Genomic DNA, 18303 nt, shown 5'->3' with positions numbered 1-18303 from the left:
CAGTGCCCGGGTTTTGATGGTTATTCTCCGGGCAGGCGACGAACCTGCTCAAGAATAATGGGCTCTTCCGGTACTTCCCGGGAGCGCAGCTGCAGGTTCATGCCGGTGGGCACGGCAGCCATGCGCTGCAATACGTCCTCACCCTTTACCACTTTGCCAAAGACGGTGTAACCGGCACGGCGGCCGCCGTCCAGAGAGGTGTTATCAGCGAGGTTGATATAAAACTGGCGGGTGGCGCTGTGCGGATCCTGAGTGCGGGCCATGGCAATGGTGCCGGTGCTGTTCGACAGACCATTACCCGACTCATTCTGCACCGGATCACGGGTGGGCAGACGCTCATAATCGGCAGTAAAGCCGCCACCCTGAACCACAAACCCCGGGATCAGCCGGTGAAAAATGGAGCCGGCATAGCTGCCGTCGTCCACATAGCTCAAAAAGTTGGCCACTGTCTTGGGGGCGGCCTGTTCGTTCAGCTCCACTTCCAGGGTGCCCAGACTGGTGACCAGCTCCACGCGGGGGCCGGCCAGGGCGGTGGCGGACAGCAGGCCCGCCAGCAGGATTAATATGTTTTTCATTTAGTTACCGTTAATAAAGCTTTGTACGTCACGATCGGCCAGTATGTCCTGCACCATCAGGCTCAGCTGACGGTTAAGGGCATCGGTGACCTTGTCCAGCTCCGGATGCAGACGGCCGGGAAATTCCTGCTGGGCGCTGCGGCGATATTGCTTGGTAATGCGCTGGCCGTTGCGCTCCAGCACCAGCTGTACTCTTACCTTCTGTACCACGTCATAGCTGATATGACCGCGGATCACCCGGGCCAGTACTTCCTGCAGCTCCAGGGTAGCGCGGGTGTTGGCACCCTGCTCAATAAAGGCTCCCTGCGTGCTGAACCCTTGCGCCAGCGCCTGCTCCAGCTGCAGCCGCAGATTATTGGCCGCACCCACCACCACCGGTGATTTGTCTTTTTGTTCAATCTGAATGATGAAGTCACTGCTGCGGTTGTCACTGCTGGACAGCGCCAGGGTCTGGCCACGATAAACACCGCCGCTCACGTTGGCGGTAGCGGGATTTACATCTACCGCTATAGGGTAATAGCTGGCACAGGCAGACAGGCCCAGGGCCAGCAGGGGAATAGTTAACCATTTGATACGATTCATGAACAGGTCCTTCAGGCGGTATGAATGGCTCTCAGAATAACGAATTTGCGGTTGGATGCCACTACTCGCTGATTACCGAACAGTCGTTTAAGTTTCTGGTGATAGTCGAGGTGGCGGTTACCCACCAGTAACAGCTCGCCGCCCCGGCGCAGTACCCGGCGGGCATCGGTCATCATTTGCCAGGCAATATGATCGGTAATGGCCTGCTGCTGATGAAAGGGCGGATTGCACAGCACCAGATCGGCACTGTCGGGGGCTACGCCGTCAAGACAGTTATTGACCATAAAGCGCGCCCGGGGCAGGGCATCGGGCAGGTTGTGCTCCACATTAAGCCGGGCACTGGCCACTGCCATATGGGATTCATCCACAAAGGTGACGGTGGCTTGCGGATTGCGGGCCAGGGCCATCAGCCCGAGCACGCCGTTGCCGCAGCCCAGGTCGATGATTCTGCCCGGCCGGTTGGCGGGCAGCTGCTCCAGCATAAAGCGGGCACCAATATCCAGGCTGGCGCGGGAGAACACAGCGGCATGGTTATAAATGGTGAAGGCGCTGCCCTCCAGCGGCCAGGCCAGCGGGGCCGGCGCGGGAGAGGGGGCAATGGCCATATTCCGCTCGGTAAAAATCAGCCTTGCCTTTTTCCAGGCCAGGCTGGTGCGGGTGGGGCCAAGCAACTGCTCAAACAGCGTCAGAGTAGATGTATGCACGTCCTTGGCCTTGGCACCGGCCACTATTCGCGTGTTTGGCCCCGCTACCCGGCTGATGGCGGCGAGCTGGTGTTCAAGCATGGCATTGGTCTTGGGCAGCTTGAGGATCACCAGGCCGGGCGCTGCGGGCAACTCGTCCAGGCTGGTGAGCGAGTGCCACTCAGGCTCAAGCCCGTTGTCGGTGGCGTTGGCAGCCAGCGCCAGCCCGGCTACCCGGGAGTCGGTAACGGTAAAGGGCCGGTACTGGTGCAGGCCCAGCGTCAGGGCACCAAAGCCATCGTTAAGAATCACCAGGGGAGCAGTCCGGTCCCACTCCAGGGTGGCCAGTTCGTTCATGATATATTCGTCCGCCGCTTCCCAGGCCTGCAGACCGTGGCGGGCCTGGCGGGGGTAGCGGTGCAGCGTCAGCTCGCCGCCCTCGGCAAGAGGAAAGTGATGATTCATGGGGTTGATGCCTGATTATTTGCAAAGAGCGGCATTTTAGCAGTTTAAAGAGGAAAATCAGCATGCAGCTATGGTCAGAGCCAGAGTGGCTCACGCTCAAGCAGGGCCGTCTTTTATGGTGGCCGGACGCCTTTGCCGCCGACGCCGGTGCCTGGCAGGCTGAGCTTGAGCAAAGCATTCCCTGGCAGCAGCACCGGTTAATGATGTTTGGTCGTGAGCTGAATGAGCCGCGGCTGTCCTGCTGGATGGGCGACTGGCCCTATCGTTATTCCGGCCGGCAGCGTGCGCCTGAGCCCTGGCATCCTTTGGTAAAGGAAATAGCCGGCCGTCTTGAGCGAATTTGCGGTCAGCCCTTTGATGGTGTGCTGCTTAATTGTTACCGCAACGGCCAGGACAGCATGGGCTGGCATGCCGACAATGAGCCCGAGCTGGGCCGGGACCCCATGATAGCGTCGGTCAGTCTGGGAGCGGGCAGGCGTTTTTTGCTGCGTCATCATCAGGGGGAGCAGCGTGAATTATGGCTGGAGCACGGCAGTCTGCTGGTGATGGCGGGACAAATGCAGCATCATTGGCAGCATGCCCTGCCCAAAATGGCCCGGGAGCCAAATTTGCGTATCAACCTCACATTTCGGCGGTTTGCCGGCACCGGGTGAAAGTGCCCGAGCGTCGGACCTGTCCTTTGTTGTGAATATCACCGGAGATTAACATGTCGATTCAGAACACCATTGAACAAAAAGTGATGGCTGCGCTGTCACCTGAGCATCTGGACGTGATAAATGAAAGCTACATGCACAGAGTGGAGCCCGGCTCGGAAACCCACTTCAAGCTGGTGGTGGTGAGCGATGCCTTTGAAGGTCAGCGGCTGCTGGCCCGTCATCGTACCCTGAACACCCTGCTGGCCGAGGAGCTGGCCGGTGGTGTGCATGCGCTGGCACTGCATACCCTGACGCCTGCCGAATGGCGTGCCCGTGGCGGTGTGCCCGACAGCCCCAACTGCATGGGCAAGGCGGGAGTGTCGGTTTAAGATATCTGTTATTTGTGGTTAGCAGATTTGTTACCAGCCCGATGTGACTGGAAATCACTTCCATTTTTCCGCCTTGTGCGACCAAAGCATGATTCTGCCTTGAAAATCATGGCCTTATTTTTGCTTGGTGAAAAATGAAACAAGCTGGTTTTACTGACTGCGGCGGTAAATTTTAGCAATTGCCGTGGCAGCCGCCGCTTTAAAAGTGCTAGAATTACGCGCCTTTTAAATCGGGCTGGATGTTACCGGAGTGTAGTCGTGCTGTTGTCAGGGCGATGCCAACATGCCGGTAGCGACTCATCAGCATGTTGTCATGTTTTTCATGGCAAGTACCTGTCTTCCCCTAACAAGTAGTGCAAGTGAGTATGATTACAATTAAAAAAGGACTGGACCTCCCAATTGCCGGGGCACCAGAGCAAGTAATCTACGATGGTCCCTCCATCAAGCGCGTTGCTACGCTGGGCGAGGAGTATGTGGGTATGCGCCCTACCATGCACGTCAAGGTAGAGGATCGCGTCAAGAAAGGTCAGATTCTGTTTGAAGATAAAAAGAATCCTGGCGTTAAATTCACAGCTCCCGCCGCAGGTACCGTGGTTGAAATCAACCGGGGTGCCAAGCGTGTTTTGCAGTCTGTTGTTATTGCCGTAGACGACAGCGAAGAGCAGATTACTTTTAAAAGCTATAGCTCTGCCGAACTGGCCAAACTGGAACGTGAAACTGTGCAGGAGCAGCTGGTTGAATCCGGCATGTGGACTGCGCTTCGTACCCGCCCCTTCAGCAAGGTGCCGGCGCTGGACTCTGCTCCGCGCTCCATCTTTGTGACCGCCATGGACACCAACCCGCTCAGTGCCAATGCCGAGCTGGTGATCAAGGAAAACGCCCAGGCGTTTACCGATGGTCTGCAGGTGCTGAGCCGCCTGACCGACGGCCAGGTGCACGTATGTAAAGGCGAAGGCAGCCTGCCACAGGCCAACTCCGCGAACGTAAAAGAACACGTTTTCAGCGGTGTGCACCCTGCTGGTCTGGCCGGTACCCACATTCATTTCATTGATCCTGTGGTACCCGGCAAGGTGGTCTGGTACATCAACTATCAGGACGTGATTGCCTTTGGCAAGCTGTTTACCAGCGGTGAAATCTGCACCGACCGTGTGGTTGCTCTGGGCGGCCCCGTGGTGAACAAGCCCCGCCTGCTGCGCACCCGTATCGGCGCATCTCTGGATGAGCTGACTGCCGGCGAGCTGCAGGAGGGTGAAAACCGCGTGATTTCCGGCTCGGTACTGGCCGGCACCAACGCTAATGGTCCGCATGCTTATCTGGGTCGCTACCATTTGCAGGTCTCCGCACTGAAGGAAGGCCGCGAGAAGGAATTGTTCGGCTGGCTGGCGCCGGGTTCCAACAAGTTCTCGGTTACCCGTGCTTACCTGGGCCATCTGGCCAAGGGCAAGCTGTTTGACCTGACCACGACCACCAACGGCTCTGCCCGTGCCATGGTACCAATTGGTAACTATGAGCGCGTGATGCCGCTGGATGTTCTGCCGACCCTGTTGCTGCGTGATTTGCTGTCCGGTGACACCGACAGCGCCCAAAGCCTGGGCTGTCTGGAGCTGGATGAAGAAGATCTGGCGCTGTGCACCTATGTTTGCCCGGGCAAATACGATTATGGCCAGGTGTTGCGTGAGTGCCTGACCAAGATTGAGCTGGAGGGCTAAGAAGTGAGCTTAAAGCAGACTCTGGAAAACATGGAGCACCACTTTGAGCAGGGCGGTAAATACGAGAAGTTTTACGCTCTGTACGAAGCGGTTGCTACCGTACTTTACACTCCGGGCATGGTTACCCGTAAATCCTCCCATGTACGTGACAGCATCGATCTGAAGCGCATCATGATCATGGTGTGGATGGCCACTTTCCCGGCCATGTTCTTTGGTATGTACAACGCCGGTGGCCAGGCCATTGCGGCCCTCACCAGCATGTACAGCCCGGCCGATCTGGCTGGTGTGATTGATGGCAACTGGCGTTACAGCCTGGCCAGCGGTCTGGGGGCAACCCTGGGCGAAGGTGCCGGCTGGGGCAGCAAAATGCTGCTGGGTGCGACTTACTTCCTGCCTATCTACCTGACTGTGTTCATTGTGGGTGGTTTCTGGGAAGTGCTGTTCGCCTCTGTGCGCAAGCATGAAGTGAACGAAGGCTTCTTTGTTACTTCCGTGCTGTTCGCCCTGATCGTGCCCGCCACTCTGCCCCTGTGGCAGGCAGCGCTGGGCATCACCTTTGGTGTGGTCATGGCCAAGGAAATCTTTGGCGGTACCGGCAAGAACTTCCTCAACCCGGCACTGGCAGGCCGTGCTTTCCTGTTCTTTGCCTACCCGGCCGAGATCTCCGGTGACACCGTATGGACTGCCGTAGACGGCTTCTCTGGTGCTACTGCACTGGGTCAGTGGGCTGCCGGCGGCCAGGCTGCACTGATGGACGCCAACACCGGCGCTGCCATCAGCTGGATGGATGCCTTTATCGGTAACATTCAGGGCTCTATCGGTGAAGTCTCTACCCTGGCCATTCTGATTGGTGGTCTGTTCATCATCTATATGGGCATTGCCTCCTGGCGCATTGTGGCTGGTGTGATGATCGGTATGGTAGTGACTGCCACTCTGTTCAACCTGATCGGTTCTGACACCAACGCCATGTTCTCCATGCCCTGGCACTGGCACCTGGTGCTGGGTGGTTTTGCTTTCGGTATGATGTTTATGGCAACCGATCCGGTTTCTGCCTCCTTTACCAACAAGGGTAAATGGTGGTACGGCGCCCTGATTGGTCTGATGGTGGTGCTGATCCGTGTGGTCAACCCGGCCTTCCCTGAAGGCATGATGCTGGCCATTCTGTTCGCCAACCTGTTCGCTCCCCTGTTCGATCACTTCGTGGTTCAGGCAAATATCAAACGGAGGCTGGCCCGTGGCTAAGAAAGAATCTATCGGCAGAACCTTTGCCGTTGTTGGCGGCCTGTGCCTGGTCTGCTCCATTATTGTATCCGGGGCTGCTGTCTCGCTGAAGCCGACTCAGCAGCGTAATCAGGCGCTGGACGTGCAGACCAACATTGTCAGTGTGGCCGGTCTGGGCCGTGAAGATGTAGCGGAAACCTATGACCGTTTCATTGAAGCACGCCTGCTTGACCTGACCACCGGTCAGCTCACTGACGAAGCCGCTGCCGGCTACAACCAGCGCAATGCCGCCAAGGATCCGGCCACCAGCATCAAGCTGAGCCCCGATGAAGATCCCGCCGGCATTCGCCGCCGTGCCAACCTGGCCCCGGTTTACCTGGCCAAGAACGAAAACGGCGAGCTGGACAGCATCATTCTGCCGGTACATGGCCAGGGCCTGTGGTCTACCATGTATGCGTTTGTGGCTGTGGCACCCGATGGCAACACCATCAAGGGCATCACTTACTACGAGCAGGGTGAAACTCCCGGACTTGGCGGTGAGGTGGAAAACCCTAACTGGCGCGCTCAGTTTGTTGGCAAGAAGCTGTATAACGAAGACGGCGAGCCGGCACTGAAAGTGGTAAAAGGCGGTGCTCCTCAGGGTGCTCCTTCCAGTGTTGATGGCCTGTCTGGCGCAACCCTGACTTCCGACGGTGTGCAAAAAACCTTTGAATTCTGGCTCGGTGAGAAAGGCTTTGGTCCTTTCCTGGCCAAGGTTCGTGAAGGAGAACTGAACAATGGCTGATAAAGCTGAAATGAAAAAGGTTCTGTTCGGTCCCATCATTGGCAACAACCCCATCGCCCTTCAGGTGCTGGGTATCTGTTCTGCCCTGGCGGTGACCTCGCAGATGCAGACGGCATTCGTTATGTCGCTGGCGGTAATTGCGGTAACGGCGTTCTCCAACCTGTTTATCTCACTTATCCGCAACCAGATCCCCAACTCGGTACGGATTATTGCCCAGATGGCGATTATCGCCTCTCTGGTAATCGTGGTGGACCAGATCCTGAAAGCTTATGCCTATGACATCTCCAAGCAGCTGTCGGTATTCGTAGGTCTGATCATCACCAACTGTATCGTAATGGGCCGCGCCGAAGCCTATGCCATGAAGAGCCCGCCCATGATGTCGTTCCTGGACGGTATCGGTAACGGTCTGGGCTACGGCCTGATCCTGCTGGTGGTGGCCACCTTCCGTGAACTGTTCGGTTCCGGCACCTGGTTCGGCATCGAAATCCTGCCGCTGATCAAGAACGGTGGCTGGTATCAGGCCAACGGTCTGCTGCTGCTGCCGCCGAGCGCCTTCTTTATCATCGGTGGCATTATCTGGGTACTGCGTACCTTCCGTCCCGAACAGGTGGAGGCCAAGGAGTAAAAGATGGAACATTATCTGAGTCTGTTTGTTCGTTCAGTGTTCATCGAGAACCTGGCCCTGGCCTTCTTCCTGGGTATGTGTACCTTCCTGGCGGTGTCCAAGAAGGTAAAGACCTCCTTTGGTCTGGGTGTGGCGGTTACCGTGGTACTGACCATTTCGGTCCCGGTTAACAACCTCATCTACAACTTCATCCTGAAGGATGGCGCCTTGGCCGAAGGAGTGGATCTGAGCTTCCTGAACTTCATTACCTTTATCGGGGTAATTGCGGCGTTGGTACAGATCCTGGAAATGCTGCTGGACAAGTTCTTCCCGGCGCTCTACAACGCCCTGGGTATCTTCCTGCCGCTGATCACCGTAAACTGCGCCATCTTTGGTGGCGTGTCGTTCATGGTGCAGCGGGACTACAACTTTAGCGAGTCTATCGTCTACGGTTTTGGTTCCGGTGTGGGCTGGATGCTGGCTATCGTACTGCTGGCCGGTTTGCGTGAGAAGATGAAGTATGCGGATGTGCCCGATGGCCTGCGTGGTCTGGGTATCACCTTTATTTCCGCCGGTCTGATGGCCCTTGGCTTCATGTCTTTCTCTGGCATTTCTCTGTAAACCCAGTGACGGAAAAGGAATAAACGATGGAAATCATTTTAGGTGTGGTCATGTTCACCGTGATCGTGCTGGCTTTGGTAAGCATCATTTTGTTTGCCAAGTCCAAGCTGGTTGCGGAAGGGGATGTGACTATCAGCATCAATGACGATCCCGACAAGGCGATCACATCCGGTGCCGGTGTCAAGCTGCTGGGTGCTCTGGCGGCCAACGGTATCTTCGTCTCTTCTGCCTGTGGCGGCGGTGGCTCCTGTGGCCAGTGCCGGGTGCGGGTGCTGGACGGTGGCGGTGAAATTCTGCCGACCGAGCTGGATCACATTTCCAAGCGCGAAGCCCGTGAAGGCGAGCGTCTGTCCTGTCAGGTAAACGTTAAGCAGGACATGAAGATCGAGCTGCCTGAAGAAGTGTTCGGCATCAAGAAGTGGGACTGTGAAGTTATCTCCAACGATAACAAGGCGACCTTTATCAAGGAACTCAAGCTGAAGATTCCCAATGGCGAAAGCGTACCTTTCCGCGCCGGTGGTTATATTCAGATTGAAGCGCCGCCTCACCACGTCAAGTACAAAGACTTTGATGTACCGGAGAAATTCCGCGAAGACTGGGACAAGTTCAAGATCTTTGATCTGGAGTCCAAGGTAGACGAAGAAACCATTCGCGCCTACTCCATGGCCAACTATCCGGAAGAAGAAGGCATCATCATGCTGAACGTGCGGATTGCCACGCCGCCGCCCAGCAACTGGACCGCGCCTCCCGGCAAGATGTCTTCCTACATCTGGTCGCTGAAGCCCGGCGACAAGGCCACCATTTCCGGTCCCTTCGGTGAGTTCTTCGCCAAAGATACTGATGCCGAGATGGTGTTCATTGGTGGTGGTGCCGGTATGGCGCCGATGCGTTCGCACATCTTTGACCAGCTCAAGCGCCTGAACTCCAAGCGCAAGATCAGCTTCTGGTATGGTGCCCGTTCCAAGCGTGAAATGTTCTATGTGGAAGATTTTGACGGTCTGCAGGAGCAGTGTGAGAACTTCCAGTGGCATGTTGCCCTCAGTGATCCGCTACCCGATGACAACTGGGACGGTTACACCGGCTTTATCCACAACGTACTGTATGAAAACTATCTGAAGGATCACGAAGCGCCGGAAGATTGTGAGTTCTACATGTGTGGACCGCCCGTGATGAACGCCGCCGTTATCAACATGCTCAAGAACCTGGGCGTTGAAGACGAGAACATCATGCTGGATGACTTTGGTGGTTAATCACAAATGATGATTCGCGTAATTAACTGGCTGGCCCCACTGGGGCTGGCCTTTTTATTGGCGGCCTGCCGGCCGGCAGATGATGTTGTAACTCAGCTGCACCTGACTGGCAACACCATGGGTACTTACTATTCCGTTAAAGTAGTGGGTGCCGGTGACAGCCAGGCCGAGGTATTGCAGGCTGAAATCGACCGCCGGCTGGAGTTGGTCAATGATCAAATGTCCACTTACCGTGAACACTCCGAGCTGAGCCGGTTTAACCAGTATCGGGACCAGGCTCCCTTTAAGGTATCCAGCGACACCGCCAAGGTGGTAACTGCCGCGCTGCAGCTGGGGCGGGACAGCAACGACGCTCTGGATGTGACCGTCGGGCCGCTGGTCAACCTGTGGGGCTTTGGCCCTGACGCCCGGCCAACACATATTCCCAGTGATGAACAGCTGGCAGAGACCAAGGCCGAGACCGGTCTGGCTCACCTGTCGGTGATCACCCGTGCCGATGGTGACTATCTGCAAAAATCCCTGCCCGGGCTTTATGTCGACCTGTCGTCCATTGCCAAGGGCTTTGGTGTGGATGCGGTGTCGGAATACCTCTCCGAGCAGGGACTGACCAATCATCTGGTGGAAATTGGTGGTGAGGTGAGAACCCGGGGCCTGAATGCTCATGGTCAGGACTGGCGTATAGCGGTGGAAAAACCCGGTGCAGGTGAGGGCATGGTACAGCAGGTGGTAGCCATTGCCGGTACCAGTGTGGCGACTTCCGGTGATTATCGTAATTACTACGAGCTGGATGGTGAGCGGGTTTCTCATACCATTGATCCGGCTACCGGCAAGCCCATTACTCACCGGTTGGCGTCGGTGACAGTGATCCATCCGTCCTGTATGATGGCAGACGGTCTGGCCACGGCGCTGACGGTGATGGGAACCGAGCGAGCACTGGCATTTGCCGAGCAGCGGGGGCTGGCGGTCTATCTGCTGACCAAAACGGACGATGGCTTTAAAGTGGATATGTCCAGCGCCTTCAAGAAGTATCTAAGAGGTTGATATGCTGTATTTTCTGATTACTTTTGGCGTTTTTGCGCTGGTGGTGGCGGCCATGGCCATTGGCTATATTATTCAGCGCAAGACCATTTCCGGCTCCTGCGGCGGCCTGGGTGGCATTGGTGTAGAAAAAGCCTGTGACTGCCCGGATCCATGCGACAACCGCAAAAAGAAAATGGCCAAGGAAGAAGCCCGCCGCCAAATGCTGGAAGAAAACCGCATCATCTAAAAGACAGCTGGAAGCCGTTAAAAGGCAGCTATAAGCCGTAAGCTTGAAGCCATCAGCTGCTCGAAGCAGTCTGTGGTTCTGGCTTACGGTTTTATTTGTTGTGTTGCTTGGCTGGACTCATTATCTACAACGCACTCGGGCTGCTTACAGCTGATAGCTTAAAGCTTACAGCTTTGTTTTATGCGTAAAATCATTCATGTGGACATGGACTGTTTCTTCGCGGCGGTGGAGATGCGGGCTCACCCTGAGTGGCGGGACATTCCTCTGGCCATTGGCGGCAGTGCCAGCCGGCGGGGAGTGATTGCCACCTGCAACTATCCGGCCCGCCAATACGGTGTGCGCTCGGCCATGCCCAGTCATCAGGCGCTGCGGTTGTGCCCTCATCTGTTGCTTATTCGCGGTAATATGGCGGAATACAAGCGGGTATCTCAGCAAATCCGTGCCATCTTTTATCGCTACACCGAGCTGGTTGAGCCCCTTTCCCTTGATGAAGCCTACCTGGATGTGACCGGCAGCCCGCTGTTTAACGGCAGCGCCACCTTAATTGCCGAGGATATACGCCGGGCCATTCGTGACGAGCTGCAGCTGACTGCTTCGGCAGGCGTGGCACCCAACAAGTTTCTGGCCAAAATTGCTTCTGATGAAAACAAACCCGATGGTCTCTTTGTGCTGTCACCGGGGAAGGTGCCTGAGTATGTGCGTGACCTGGCACTGAGCAAGATTCCCGGTGTAGGCCAGAAAACCGCAGAAAAACTCGCTGCCATGGGGCTGGAAACCTGCGCTCAGGCCGTGGCTGCCGGTGAAGATACTCTGGTGCGCCATTTCGGCAAATTTGGTTATGCGCTGTGGCAGCGGGCTCAGGGCGTTGACGAACGGCCGGTGCAGACCGACAGAGTACGTAAATCGGTGGGCGTGGAAACCACACTGGCTGCGGATATTTATGCTGCTGAGCAGGGCAGGGAAATATTACAGCAGCTCTGGCCGGAACTGCTGCGCCGGCTGGCTGAACGGCCCATCAGTGGTCTGTGTATCAAGCTCAAGTTTGACGATTTTGAACAGACCACACTATCACGGCGCACCACAGTGCCCGAGCTGGAGTCAGCCCTTAAGCTGTGTGAACAGATCTGGGAGCGGGCAGAAGGCCGCGGCGTGCGGCTGGTGGGTATAAGCGCGGAGCTGGCTGGGGAAGACAGCGGCGTCCAGCTCGGGTTTGAGTGGGATTGAAACCAGGGAATAGGGATTAGGGAGCAGGGATTCCCTATTCCCGACTCCCCATTCCCGGGTTATTTAAGGTGATCTTCTTCCACAAACCAGCCCTGATTAGATTGTGGGGCCGCCGGTGCGGCTTGTGCGCTGCCCACCACGGCGGCGGGACCGCTGCTCTGTGCCTGCGCTGAGCTTGTCGTGGCTGTGCCCGGCTCCAGTGCCGGCGCATCACGGCCGTCATCGGGATGGGCCTGGTTTTGCTGGTAGCCGTCATTGTTGTAGTCATTCTGCACACCCGGGGCCAGCTTGCGGGTTTCATCCAGCAGTTCACGGCCAAAATCAACAGCCCGGCTGAGAAGGTTGTCGGCCAGTGCCGGTGTGGTCACCAGCACACCAAGCAGTAACAGGGATTTTGCTTTCATCGGGCACCTCCATAATAAACTGCCCAAATCATAAGCGAAAATCCCTGTGCTGAATATGTCTTCGGCCTTGTCTTTGTCGTTAACTGACGCGCTCGGGTGTTTGCTCCAGTACGCGCACCAGTAATTGCCAGAAGCGCTCCACAGCACTGATGCTGACCCGCTCATCGGGAGAGTGAGCACCCTGAATGGTCGGCCCGAACGACACCATGTCCCAGTGCGGGTACACATGGCCCAGCAAACCGCATTCCAGGCCGGCATGAATAACCTTAACCGCCGGCAGCTCGCCAAATACGTCTTTGTGCGTATCCAGCACCAGCTTCATGATGGGGGAGTCCGGGTTGGGCTGCCAGCCCGGATAGGCACCGTCCAGCATCACGGTGGCACCGGCCAGCTCAAATACAGCGGTGGTCATGGCGGCCACCCTGTCTCGTCCGGCATTATCCAGCGAGCGGATCAGGCATTGCACATGAATATGATCATCGCGGGTTTCAATGACTCCCAGGTTACTGGACGTCTGTGTAACGTCAGGCATGGTACGGCTCATGGCCAGGGCACCGTGAGGGCAGGCCAGCAGAGCCCGCACCAGCTGTTGCTGGAGGGGCCGGTTCATTATTCGCCCGGGCAGTGCGCAAGGAAGCAGTTCTAGCTGAATAAAATCGTCAACACCCTGAAACTCACTGCAGTATTGCTGCTGATATTGCGCCAGCAGCGCGTGCAGTTCGGGCCGGTCCTGCTCGGGCAATACCAGCACAGCACTGGCTTCCCGGGCGATGGCATTGCGCAGGGTACCGCCGGCAAGCGTGCTCAGCCGCACTTGCTCAAACCGGCTGAAGGCATGCAGCAGCTCTGCCAGCAGCTTGTTGGCACTGGCCCGGCCTTCATGAATATTGATGCCGGAATGACCACCACGCAGGCCCTTGATGTTCAGCTGCAGCGCCACCAGGCCTGGTGGTACCGGCTCGGCCTGATAGGGCAGGGTAATGTTGGCATCCACACCACCGGCACAGCCCATATAAACGTCACCGTCCTGCTCCGAGTCGGTATTGAGCAGTATCTCGCCTTCAAGCCAGCCGGGCTGAAGATTAAAAGCGCCTGTCATGCCGCTTTCTTCATCGACGGTCAGCAGCACTTCCAGCGGACCGTGTTTGAGGGTGTTGTCGGCCAGCACGGCCAGACAGGCGGCCATGCCAATGCCATTGTCGGCACCCAGGGTGGTGCCGGTGGCACAGACCCAGTCACCGTCAATGCGCGGACGAATGGGATCCCTGGTAAAGTCATGCTGCGTGCCGGCATTGGCCTGAGGCACCATATCAAGGTGGGCCTGCAGCACCACTCCCTTGCGGTTTTCCATGCCGGGACTGGCGGGCTTTTTAATAAGCAGGTTACCGATCTCATCCTGTTGTACCACCAGGCCAAGATCGTTGGCCCATAGAGTGATCCAGCGACGCAGTTCGGCTTCATGGCCGGAAGGGTGAGGAATGCTGCAGATGGTGTCAAAAAAGCCCCAGACACTGGCCGGGGCTAAAGTACGTATGGAAGTCATGCGGTTACCGGCAAATAAAACAGTGCATTCAGCTTACCCTGCCTCTGCGGCCGTTATCCATTACCGGCCTCAAAATCTGAGAGGCTCAGGCTTTAAAACCGTCAACTTCTGCTGACAGCCGCTGTCCCAGACCGAGCAGGGCGGTACCGGCACTGTCGGTTTCATGGGTTTTGCTGCGCACTTCTTCTGCCAGTTCGCTCAGACGGCTGAGGTTGCGGCTCATTTCTTCCGTGGTCTGGCGCTGCTGCTCGGCGGCGGTGGCAATCTGGTTGTTCATGTCGTTAATCAGCGTCATGCGCTCGGTAATGGTCGCCAGAGCCTCACCTGCCTGTACCGCGCTGCCCTGAGTTTCCTCGGCGCGCTGCATCAGCGTCTGCATGCGGGTGACAGTATCATCCGACTCCTGCTGAAGACCATGAATAATTTGCTCAATCTCATTGGTGGAACTTTGGGTGCGGGTGGCCAGCTCCCGTACCTCGTCGGCCACCACCGCAAAGCCGCGGCCCTGCTCACCGGCCCGGGCTGCTTCAATGGCGGCATTCAGTGCCAGCAGGTTGGTTTGCTCGGCAATGGTGCGGATCACCTCCAGCACGGTACCAATTTCCTTGGTACGTTCTGCCAGCGCTCCCAGCCGTTGCTGAGCCTGACTGAGTTCATTGACCAGCGCGGAGGAATGCTCGCAGGTCTCTGCTACCTGTTGCGAGCCCTGCTGGGCAGCAACGGAGGACTCCCGGCTGGCGTTGGCAGCCTGGCCGGCGGAGCGGGCAACCTCACTGCTGGTGGCCAGCATTTCCTGCATGGCGGTGGCCACTTGCTCGGTTTCAGCGGACTGCTGCTCCGACACACTGCGGTTATGACGTACGATTTCCGACAGCCGGCCGGATGCCTGCGTAACTTCCTGGCTGATGGGCGAGAGCCGGCGAATGGTGTCGCCCAGGCGGGCACAGAACTGGTTAAAGCTCTGGCTGAGCTGGGTAATTTCATCCCTGCCGCTTTCATCCAGGCGCTGGCGCAAGTCACCCTCACCGTGAGAAATATCCCTCAGGGCACTGACTGTCTGACTCACCGGATTAAGAATGCTGCGGATCAGTACCACGGCTACCAGCACCGCCACGGCACCCAGGCCCAGCATCAGCAGCATGACCTTGCCTGCCAGCTCAAACAGCTGAGTTTCTACATCATCAATATAAATACCGGTGCCGATAATCCAGCCCCAGGGGTCGAACAGCTGGACGTAAGAGACTTTTTCTACCGGTTCACTCAGGCCGGGCTTGGGCCAGAGATAGTGTACAAAGCCGCGGCCACCGGTTTCTATTTCCCGCACCATTTCAACAAACAGCCGCTTGCCATTGGGATCCTGAAAGCCGCTCAGGTCTTCACCGTTCAGCTCCGGCTTCATGGGATGCAGTATCATGCGGGGGTGATGATCATTGATCCAGAAATAGTCATCGTTGCCATAGCGCAGGCCGGCTACCGCGACCTTGGCCAGCGAGCGGGCCTGGGCTTCTGAAAGCTGGCCGCTTAATTGCTGAGCGTAATAATGTTGAATAACACTGCTGGCCTGCTGTACCTGATGCATGGCCTGAGTGCGCTTTTCTTCTACCAGGCTCTGATAAAAAAACCACAACATCAGCAGAGTGACACCAAGAATGCCTGCAGACAGTAATAACAGATTCAGGTAGAGCCGTTTTGCGATGGTCAGAGAGCGAAGCCAGTTCACATTAAATTCCTTTTTATTGTGGTCAGATTCCGTGCCGAACTCATTCTAGGTACTAATTCCCACAAAGTAAGTATGTATTCAGGGAAATGAGATAAAGTCGTCTTAGACTTTGGTCTAACATGGTGGGGAAGGATCTTCGCCGAAAAAGCTGTTTAGCTGGTCAAGAATGAGCGCGATCTTTATAATGCGCCCATTGTTTGCCCGCCAGTCCGTCAATGCAGGCTGCCGGGTGGCCATTCTGTTTTAAAGCCAACACCCAAAGGTTCTTTTATATGTCCAACAAATTCGTCGTCACCTGGGACTCTTTTCAGCGCGAAGCGCGCAAGCTGGCCGCCCGCCAGCTGCCGGCCAGCCAGTGGAAAGGCATTATTGCCGTCAGCCGCGGTGGTCTGGTGCCTGCCGCCATTCTGGCCCGTGAGCTGGGTATTCGTCACGTAGACACCCTGTGCATTTCCAGCTACGACCATAATCAGCAGCGTGATGATCTGCAGGTACTCAAGCAGGTAAACGGCGACGGCGAAGGTTTCCTGATTGTGGATGATCTGGTTGATACCGGTAATACCGCCAAGGTGATCCGCGAGCTGTATCCCAAGGCCAAGTTCATTACCGTGTTTGCCAAGCCCAAAGGCGAGCCGCTGGTAGATGACTTTGAAGTGCGTGTTGGCCAGGATACCTGGATTGAACAACCCTGGGACATGAGCGTGACCTTTGTAACGCCTCTGTGCGATCAGGACCAGGCATGATAAAAAGGCTCTTCGGGGCCTTTTTTATTTTCAGACGCCGGAGTGCCGATGACAGACCTGCAAAGCAACCTGACCGAGCAATTGTTTTCAGCTGTACACCATGTTCCTGAAACATCCACCATCAGCTATGCCGGCCGGCGCACGGCGGTACCACAAGAGCCGGCTCCATTTGTAGATGGTGCCGATCTGCCCGCCTTTTACCGGCTGCAAAAGCGGGCTCTCTGGCACTGGCAGGGCATAGACAGTATCGAAATAGAAGCCACACTGGCGCGCATGGCCATGGCTACCGGCAGGCGCAGTGTGGATGCCTGGCTGGATACGCTGGTGGAATATGGGCCCGGCCACTGGGTATTTGAGTGGAGTCAGCTGGGAGCGGCGGCACAACAAAAGGCGCGTCAGGCCAGTGGTCAGCATCAGGCTCAGCAGCACTTTCTGGCGGCGGCCCGTTACTTTTCGCTGGCCAGTTATCCTCATCTGAAAGGTGACCGGCTTGCGTTGCAGGCTCAGTTACTGGCCAATCAGGCTTACCGGGAAGCCGGGCGGTTGCTGCCGGTGCCGTTAAAAGAACTGCGTATTCCCTTTAACGGCAAGGAAGTGCAGGGTTATCTGCATCTGCCCGCCGCCGACAGACCACTGCCTTTAGTGATAGTAAGCGGTAGCCTGGACAGCCTGCAGCTCGACTTCTGGCATTTTTATCATCGTTTTCTGGCTCCGGCGGGTATTGCCATGCTGACCGTTGACATGCCCGGTATCGGTTACTCTTCTCACTGGCCTCTGGTACAGGACAGCAGCCGGCTGCATCAGGCGGTGCTGCGTTATGTGCCGAATATTCCCTGGGTTGATGAACGCCGGGTCGCCATGCTGGGGGTGCGCATGGGCGGCAATGTGGCGGCCCGGCTGGCCAGTCTGGAGCCATTCCGGCTGCGGGCTGCCGTCAGCATTGCCGGTGCCGCCAATTTGTTTTTCAGCGAACAGGAGCGCTTTATGCGGGCACCGGCCATGCTGAGAGACAGTGTGGCCAACCGGCTGGGCATGATCAGTAACGACTGGAACAGCGTGTTTCATCATTGCCGGGGACTGTCTTTAAAAACCCAGGGACTGATGGCACGAAAAACCTCCGTCCCCTTGCTCAGTATTGGCCATCGTCATGACTTTTTATGCCCGGAGCAGGAAATTCAGGCGCTGGCGGGGATCAGCCGCAGTGGCCAGGCGCAGGTGCTGGATAAACTGCCCTTGCTGGATGTATATGAAACTGCCTTGACCCGTGCCCGTGACTGGTTGCTAGACCACCTTTAAATTCGGGGCAAGGTATGGTTGCGACTTTTTTGCTCATCAGTGCTGCGTATCCTTTATTCTTGAGCGAAAAAGCGTTACATATAGGCCAGTTACCAGGGAGGTGGTTATGAGTACTGAAACAGTAAGTCATGGCAAACTGTTGCGTCTGTTTGCGGCCATTGGCCCCTATCTGCGCAGTGAGCAGTCCAGTCAGGACGGTTACTTCTTTGATTGCCTGGCGGTGTGCGTCAGTGCGAAGGCGGAGCCGGAAAAACGGGAATTCTGGGGCTGGTGGCTGAAGCTTGTGCCTAAGAGCGACCAGTATTTTGAATTTCATTATCGTCTTGGTCACTTTGGTGGCGAAGGGGGTGAGTGGCAGGAGCGGGATATTCCCCGCAAGCATGAAGAGGAAGTTGCCCGTACCCTGCGTGACTTCTACGACAAGCTGGCTGCCTGTCTTGACGAACTTTCTCTCAGTGCCGGCCCGGCACCGGAGCTTGGTGACAAGCACCTGCTGAGCCCCGCCTAAGCGTTTTTCGGCCCGCCGCAAAACCAAATTTTAAATAACAATTGCCGGCACCATGCCGGCATTGCTGTGTAGTAAAGGAG

General features: G+C 56.7%; 20 protein-coding genes. 14 read left to right on the top strand and 6 right to left on the bottom strand.

Translation table 11 applies throughout. From position 1 onward, the window contains the following. Nucleotides 1-20: 20 nt before the first annotated feature. Genes N2M06_RS11875 through N2M06_RS11865 form a run of 3 tightly spaced genes read right to left on the bottom strand, consistent with a single transcriptional unit; the run spans nt 21 to nt 2305 of the window. The gene (locus N2M06_RS11875) at nt 21-575 is read right to left on the bottom strand and encodes a peptidylprolyl isomerase (RefSeq protein ID WP_317075138.1); all 555 of its coding nucleotides are present in this window, start codon (nt 573-575) and stop codon (nt 21-23) included. Then, nucleotides 576-1157 carry a YajG family lipoprotein gene (locus N2M06_RS11870; protein WP_317075139.1) on the bottom strand — a complete coding sequence of 194 codons (582 nt, stop codon included), beginning with the start codon at nt 1155-1157 and terminating at the stop codon, nt 576-578. A gap of 11 nt (nt 1158-1168) precedes the next feature. After that, entirely contained in the window at nt 1169-2305 is a 1137-nt protein-coding gene (locus N2M06_RS11865; RefSeq protein WP_346350847.1) for a methyltransferase, read from the bottom strand. Nucleotides 2306-2367: 62 nt separating this feature from the next. Here N2M06_RS11865 and N2M06_RS11860 point away from each other — a divergent pair, with 62 nt between their 5' ends. The 11 genes from N2M06_RS11860 to dinB all read left to right on the top strand — a co-directional run bounded on the left by N2M06_RS11860 (nt 2368) and on the right by dinB (nt 12009). Continuing rightward, complete coding sequence (locus tag N2M06_RS11860) at nt 2368-2958, top strand: alpha-ketoglutarate-dependent dioxygenase AlkB (protein ID WP_346350846.1); 591 nt, start codon at nt 2368-2370, stop codon at nt 2956-2958. A gap of 53 nt (nt 2959-3011) precedes the next feature. Then, on the top strand, nt 3012-3329 hold the full coding sequence (locus N2M06_RS11855) for a BolA/IbaG family iron-sulfur metabolism protein (protein WP_019934397.1): 318 nt from the start codon (nt 3012-3014) through the stop codon (nt 3327-3329). A 365-nt stretch (nt 3330-3694) separates the two neighbouring features. Then, complete coding sequence (locus N2M06_RS11850) at nt 3695-5038, top strand: Na(+)-translocating NADH-quinone reductase subunit A (protein WP_040614528.1); 1344 nt, start codon at nt 3695-3697, stop codon at nt 5036-5038. 3 nt (nt 5039-5041) lie between these two features. Beyond that, the gene (locus tag N2M06_RS11845; protein WP_346350845.1) at nt 5042-6280 is read left to right on the top strand and encodes an NADH:ubiquinone reductase (Na(+)-transporting) subunit B; all 1239 of its coding nucleotides are present in this window, start codon (nt 5042-5044) and stop codon (nt 6278-6280) included. Then, nucleotides 6273-7043: a Na(+)-translocating NADH-quinone reductase subunit C gene (locus tag N2M06_RS11840; RefSeq protein ID WP_346350844.1), complete on the top strand. Its 771-nt coding sequence runs from the start codon at nt 6273-6275 to the stop codon at nt 7041-7043. The genes N2M06_RS11845 and N2M06_RS11840 overlap by 8 nt, the downstream gene beginning before the upstream one ends. Further along, a complete protein-coding gene (locus N2M06_RS11835) occupies nt 7036-7668 on the top strand; it encodes an NADH:ubiquinone reductase (Na(+)-transporting) subunit D (protein ID WP_346350843.1) in 633 nt (210 codons plus the stop codon). Before N2M06_RS11840 ends, N2M06_RS11835 begins: the two co-directional genes overlap by 8 nt. 3 nt (nt 7669-7671) lie before the next feature. Continuing rightward, nucleotides 7672-8268, top strand: coding sequence for an NADH:ubiquinone reductase (Na(+)-transporting) subunit E (gene nqrE, locus N2M06_RS11830; RefSeq protein WP_346350842.1), 597 nt, complete (start codon nt 7672-7674; stop codon nt 8266-8268). Between the two features lie 26 nt (nt 8269-8294). Then, nucleotides 8295-9518 (top strand): NADH:ubiquinone reductase (Na(+)-transporting) subunit F, encoded by a 1224-nt coding sequence (gene nqrF / locus N2M06_RS11825; RefSeq protein WP_317075145.1) that lies wholly within the window; start codon nt 8295-8297, stop codon nt 9516-9518. Nucleotides 9519-9524: 6 nt separating this feature from the next. Further along, nucleotides 9525-10559 (top strand): FAD:protein FMN transferase, encoded by a 1035-nt coding sequence (locus tag N2M06_RS11820; RefSeq protein WP_346350841.1) that lies wholly within the window; start codon nt 9525-9527, stop codon nt 10557-10559. Between the two features lies 1 nt (nt 10560). Continuing rightward, on the top strand, nt 10561-10785 hold the full coding sequence (gene nqrM, locus N2M06_RS11815) for a (Na+)-NQR maturation NqrM (protein WP_019934390.1): 225 nt from the start codon (nt 10561-10563) through the stop codon (nt 10783-10785). A 180-nt stretch (nt 10786-10965) separates the two neighbouring features. After that, nucleotides 10966-12009: a DNA polymerase IV gene (dinB, locus tag N2M06_RS11810; RefSeq protein ID WP_346350840.1), complete on the top strand. Its 1044-nt coding sequence runs from the start codon at nt 10966-10968 to the stop codon at nt 12007-12009. 59 nt (nt 12010-12068) lie between these two features. On the opposite strand, the gene N2M06_RS11805 is transcribed toward dinB, so the two are convergent. The 3 genes from N2M06_RS11805 to N2M06_RS11795 form a co-directional block, all read right to left on the bottom strand. Further along, a complete protein-coding gene (locus N2M06_RS11805; RefSeq protein WP_346350839.1) occupies nt 12069-12413 on the bottom strand; it encodes a hypothetical protein in 345 nt (114 codons plus the stop codon). Nucleotides 12414-12492: 79 nt separating this feature from the next. Further along, entirely contained in the window at nt 12493-13956 is a 1464-nt protein-coding gene (locus tag N2M06_RS11800) for an aminoacyl-histidine dipeptidase (RefSeq protein ID WP_346350838.1), read from the bottom strand. 85 nt (nt 13957-14041) lie between these two features. Beyond that, nucleotides 14042-15676 (bottom strand): methyl-accepting chemotaxis protein, encoded by a 1635-nt coding sequence (locus tag N2M06_RS11795; protein WP_019934386.1) that lies wholly within the window; start codon nt 15674-15676, stop codon nt 14042-14044. 272 nt (nt 15677-15948) lie between these two features. Here N2M06_RS11795 and gpt point away from each other — a divergent pair, with 272 nt between their 5' ends. The 3 genes from gpt (at nt 15949) to crl (ending at nt 18223) form a co-directional block, all read left to right on the top strand. Then, nucleotides 15949-16419, top strand: a complete 471-nt coding sequence (gpt, locus tag N2M06_RS11790; protein WP_019934385.1) for a xanthine phosphoribosyltransferase — start codon at nt 15949-15951, stop codon at nt 16417-16419. A gap of 48 nt (nt 16420-16467) precedes the next feature. Then, nucleotides 16468-17715, top strand: coding sequence for an esterase FrsA (gene frsA / locus N2M06_RS11785; protein WP_346350837.1), 1248 nt, complete (start codon nt 16468-16470; stop codon nt 17713-17715). A gap of 106 nt (nt 17716-17821) precedes the next feature. Continuing rightward, a complete protein-coding gene (gene crl / locus N2M06_RS11780; protein ID WP_019934383.1) occupies nt 17822-18223 on the top strand; it encodes a sigma factor-binding protein Crl in 402 nt (133 codons plus the stop codon). Nucleotides 18224-18303: the final 80 nt, after the last annotated feature.

The organism is Oceanimonas sp. AH20CE76, from assembly GCF_039654065.1.
Taxonomy (GTDB): Bacteria; Pseudomonadota; Gammaproteobacteria; order Enterobacterales; family Aeromonadaceae; genus Oceanimonas; species Oceanimonas smirnovii.
This window is presented reverse-complemented; position numbering and strand designations above follow the sequence as displayed.

Coding starts and splice junctions, on each gene's coding strand:
- N2M06_RS11875 (WP_317075138.1), bottom strand. CDS start 575: ATGAAAAACATATTAATCCTGCTGGCGGGCCTGCTGTCCGCCACCGCC.
- frsA (WP_346350837.1), top strand. CDS start 16,468: ATGACAGACCTGCAAAGCAACCTGACCGAGCAATTGTTTTCAGCTGTA.
- N2M06_RS11800 (WP_346350838.1), bottom strand. CDS start 13,956: ATGACTTCCATACGTACTTTAGCCCCGGCCAGTGTCTGGGGCTTTTTT.
- N2M06_RS11860 (WP_346350846.1), top strand. CDS start 2,368: ATGCAGCTATGGTCAGAGCCAGAGTGGCTCACGCTCAAGCAGGGCCGT.
- N2M06_RS11870 (WP_317075139.1), bottom strand. CDS start 1,157: ATGAATCGTATCAAATGGTTAACTATTCCCCTGCTGGCCCTGGGCCTG.
- nqrM (WP_019934390.1), top strand. CDS start 10,561: ATGCTGTATTTTCTGATTACTTTTGGCGTTTTTGCGCTGGTGGTGGCG.
- nqrE (WP_346350842.1), top strand. CDS start 7,672: ATGGAACATTATCTGAGTCTGTTTGTTCGTTCAGTGTTCATCGAGAAC.
- N2M06_RS11850 (WP_040614528.1), top strand. CDS start 3,695: ATGATTACAATTAAAAAAGGACTGGACCTCCCAATTGCCGGGGCACCA.
- N2M06_RS11820 (WP_346350841.1), top strand. CDS start 9,525: ATGATGATTCGCGTAATTAACTGGCTGGCCCCACTGGGGCTGGCCTTT.
- dinB (WP_346350840.1), top strand. CDS start 10,966: ATGCGTAAAATCATTCATGTGGACATGGACTGTTTCTTCGCGGCGGTG.
- N2M06_RS11855 (WP_019934397.1), top strand. CDS start 3,012: ATGTCGATTCAGAACACCATTGAACAAAAAGTGATGGCTGCGCTGTCA.
- N2M06_RS11865 (WP_346350847.1), bottom strand. CDS start 2,305: ATGAATCATCACTTTCCTCTTGCCGAGGGCGGCGAGCTGACGCTGCAC.
- crl (WP_019934383.1), top strand. CDS start 17,822: ATGAGTACTGAAACAGTAAGTCATGGCAAACTGTTGCGTCTGTTTGCG.
- gpt (WP_019934385.1), top strand. CDS start 15,949: ATGTCCAACAAATTCGTCGTCACCTGGGACTCTTTTCAGCGCGAAGCG.
- N2M06_RS11805 (WP_346350839.1), bottom strand. CDS start 12,413: ATGAAAGCAAAATCCCTGTTACTGCTTGGTGTGCTGGTGACCACACCG.
- nqrF (WP_317075145.1), top strand. CDS start 8,295: ATGGAAATCATTTTAGGTGTGGTCATGTTCACCGTGATCGTGCTGGCT.
- N2M06_RS11835 (WP_346350843.1), top strand. CDS start 7,036: ATGGCTGATAAAGCTGAAATGAAAAAGGTTCTGTTCGGTCCCATCATT.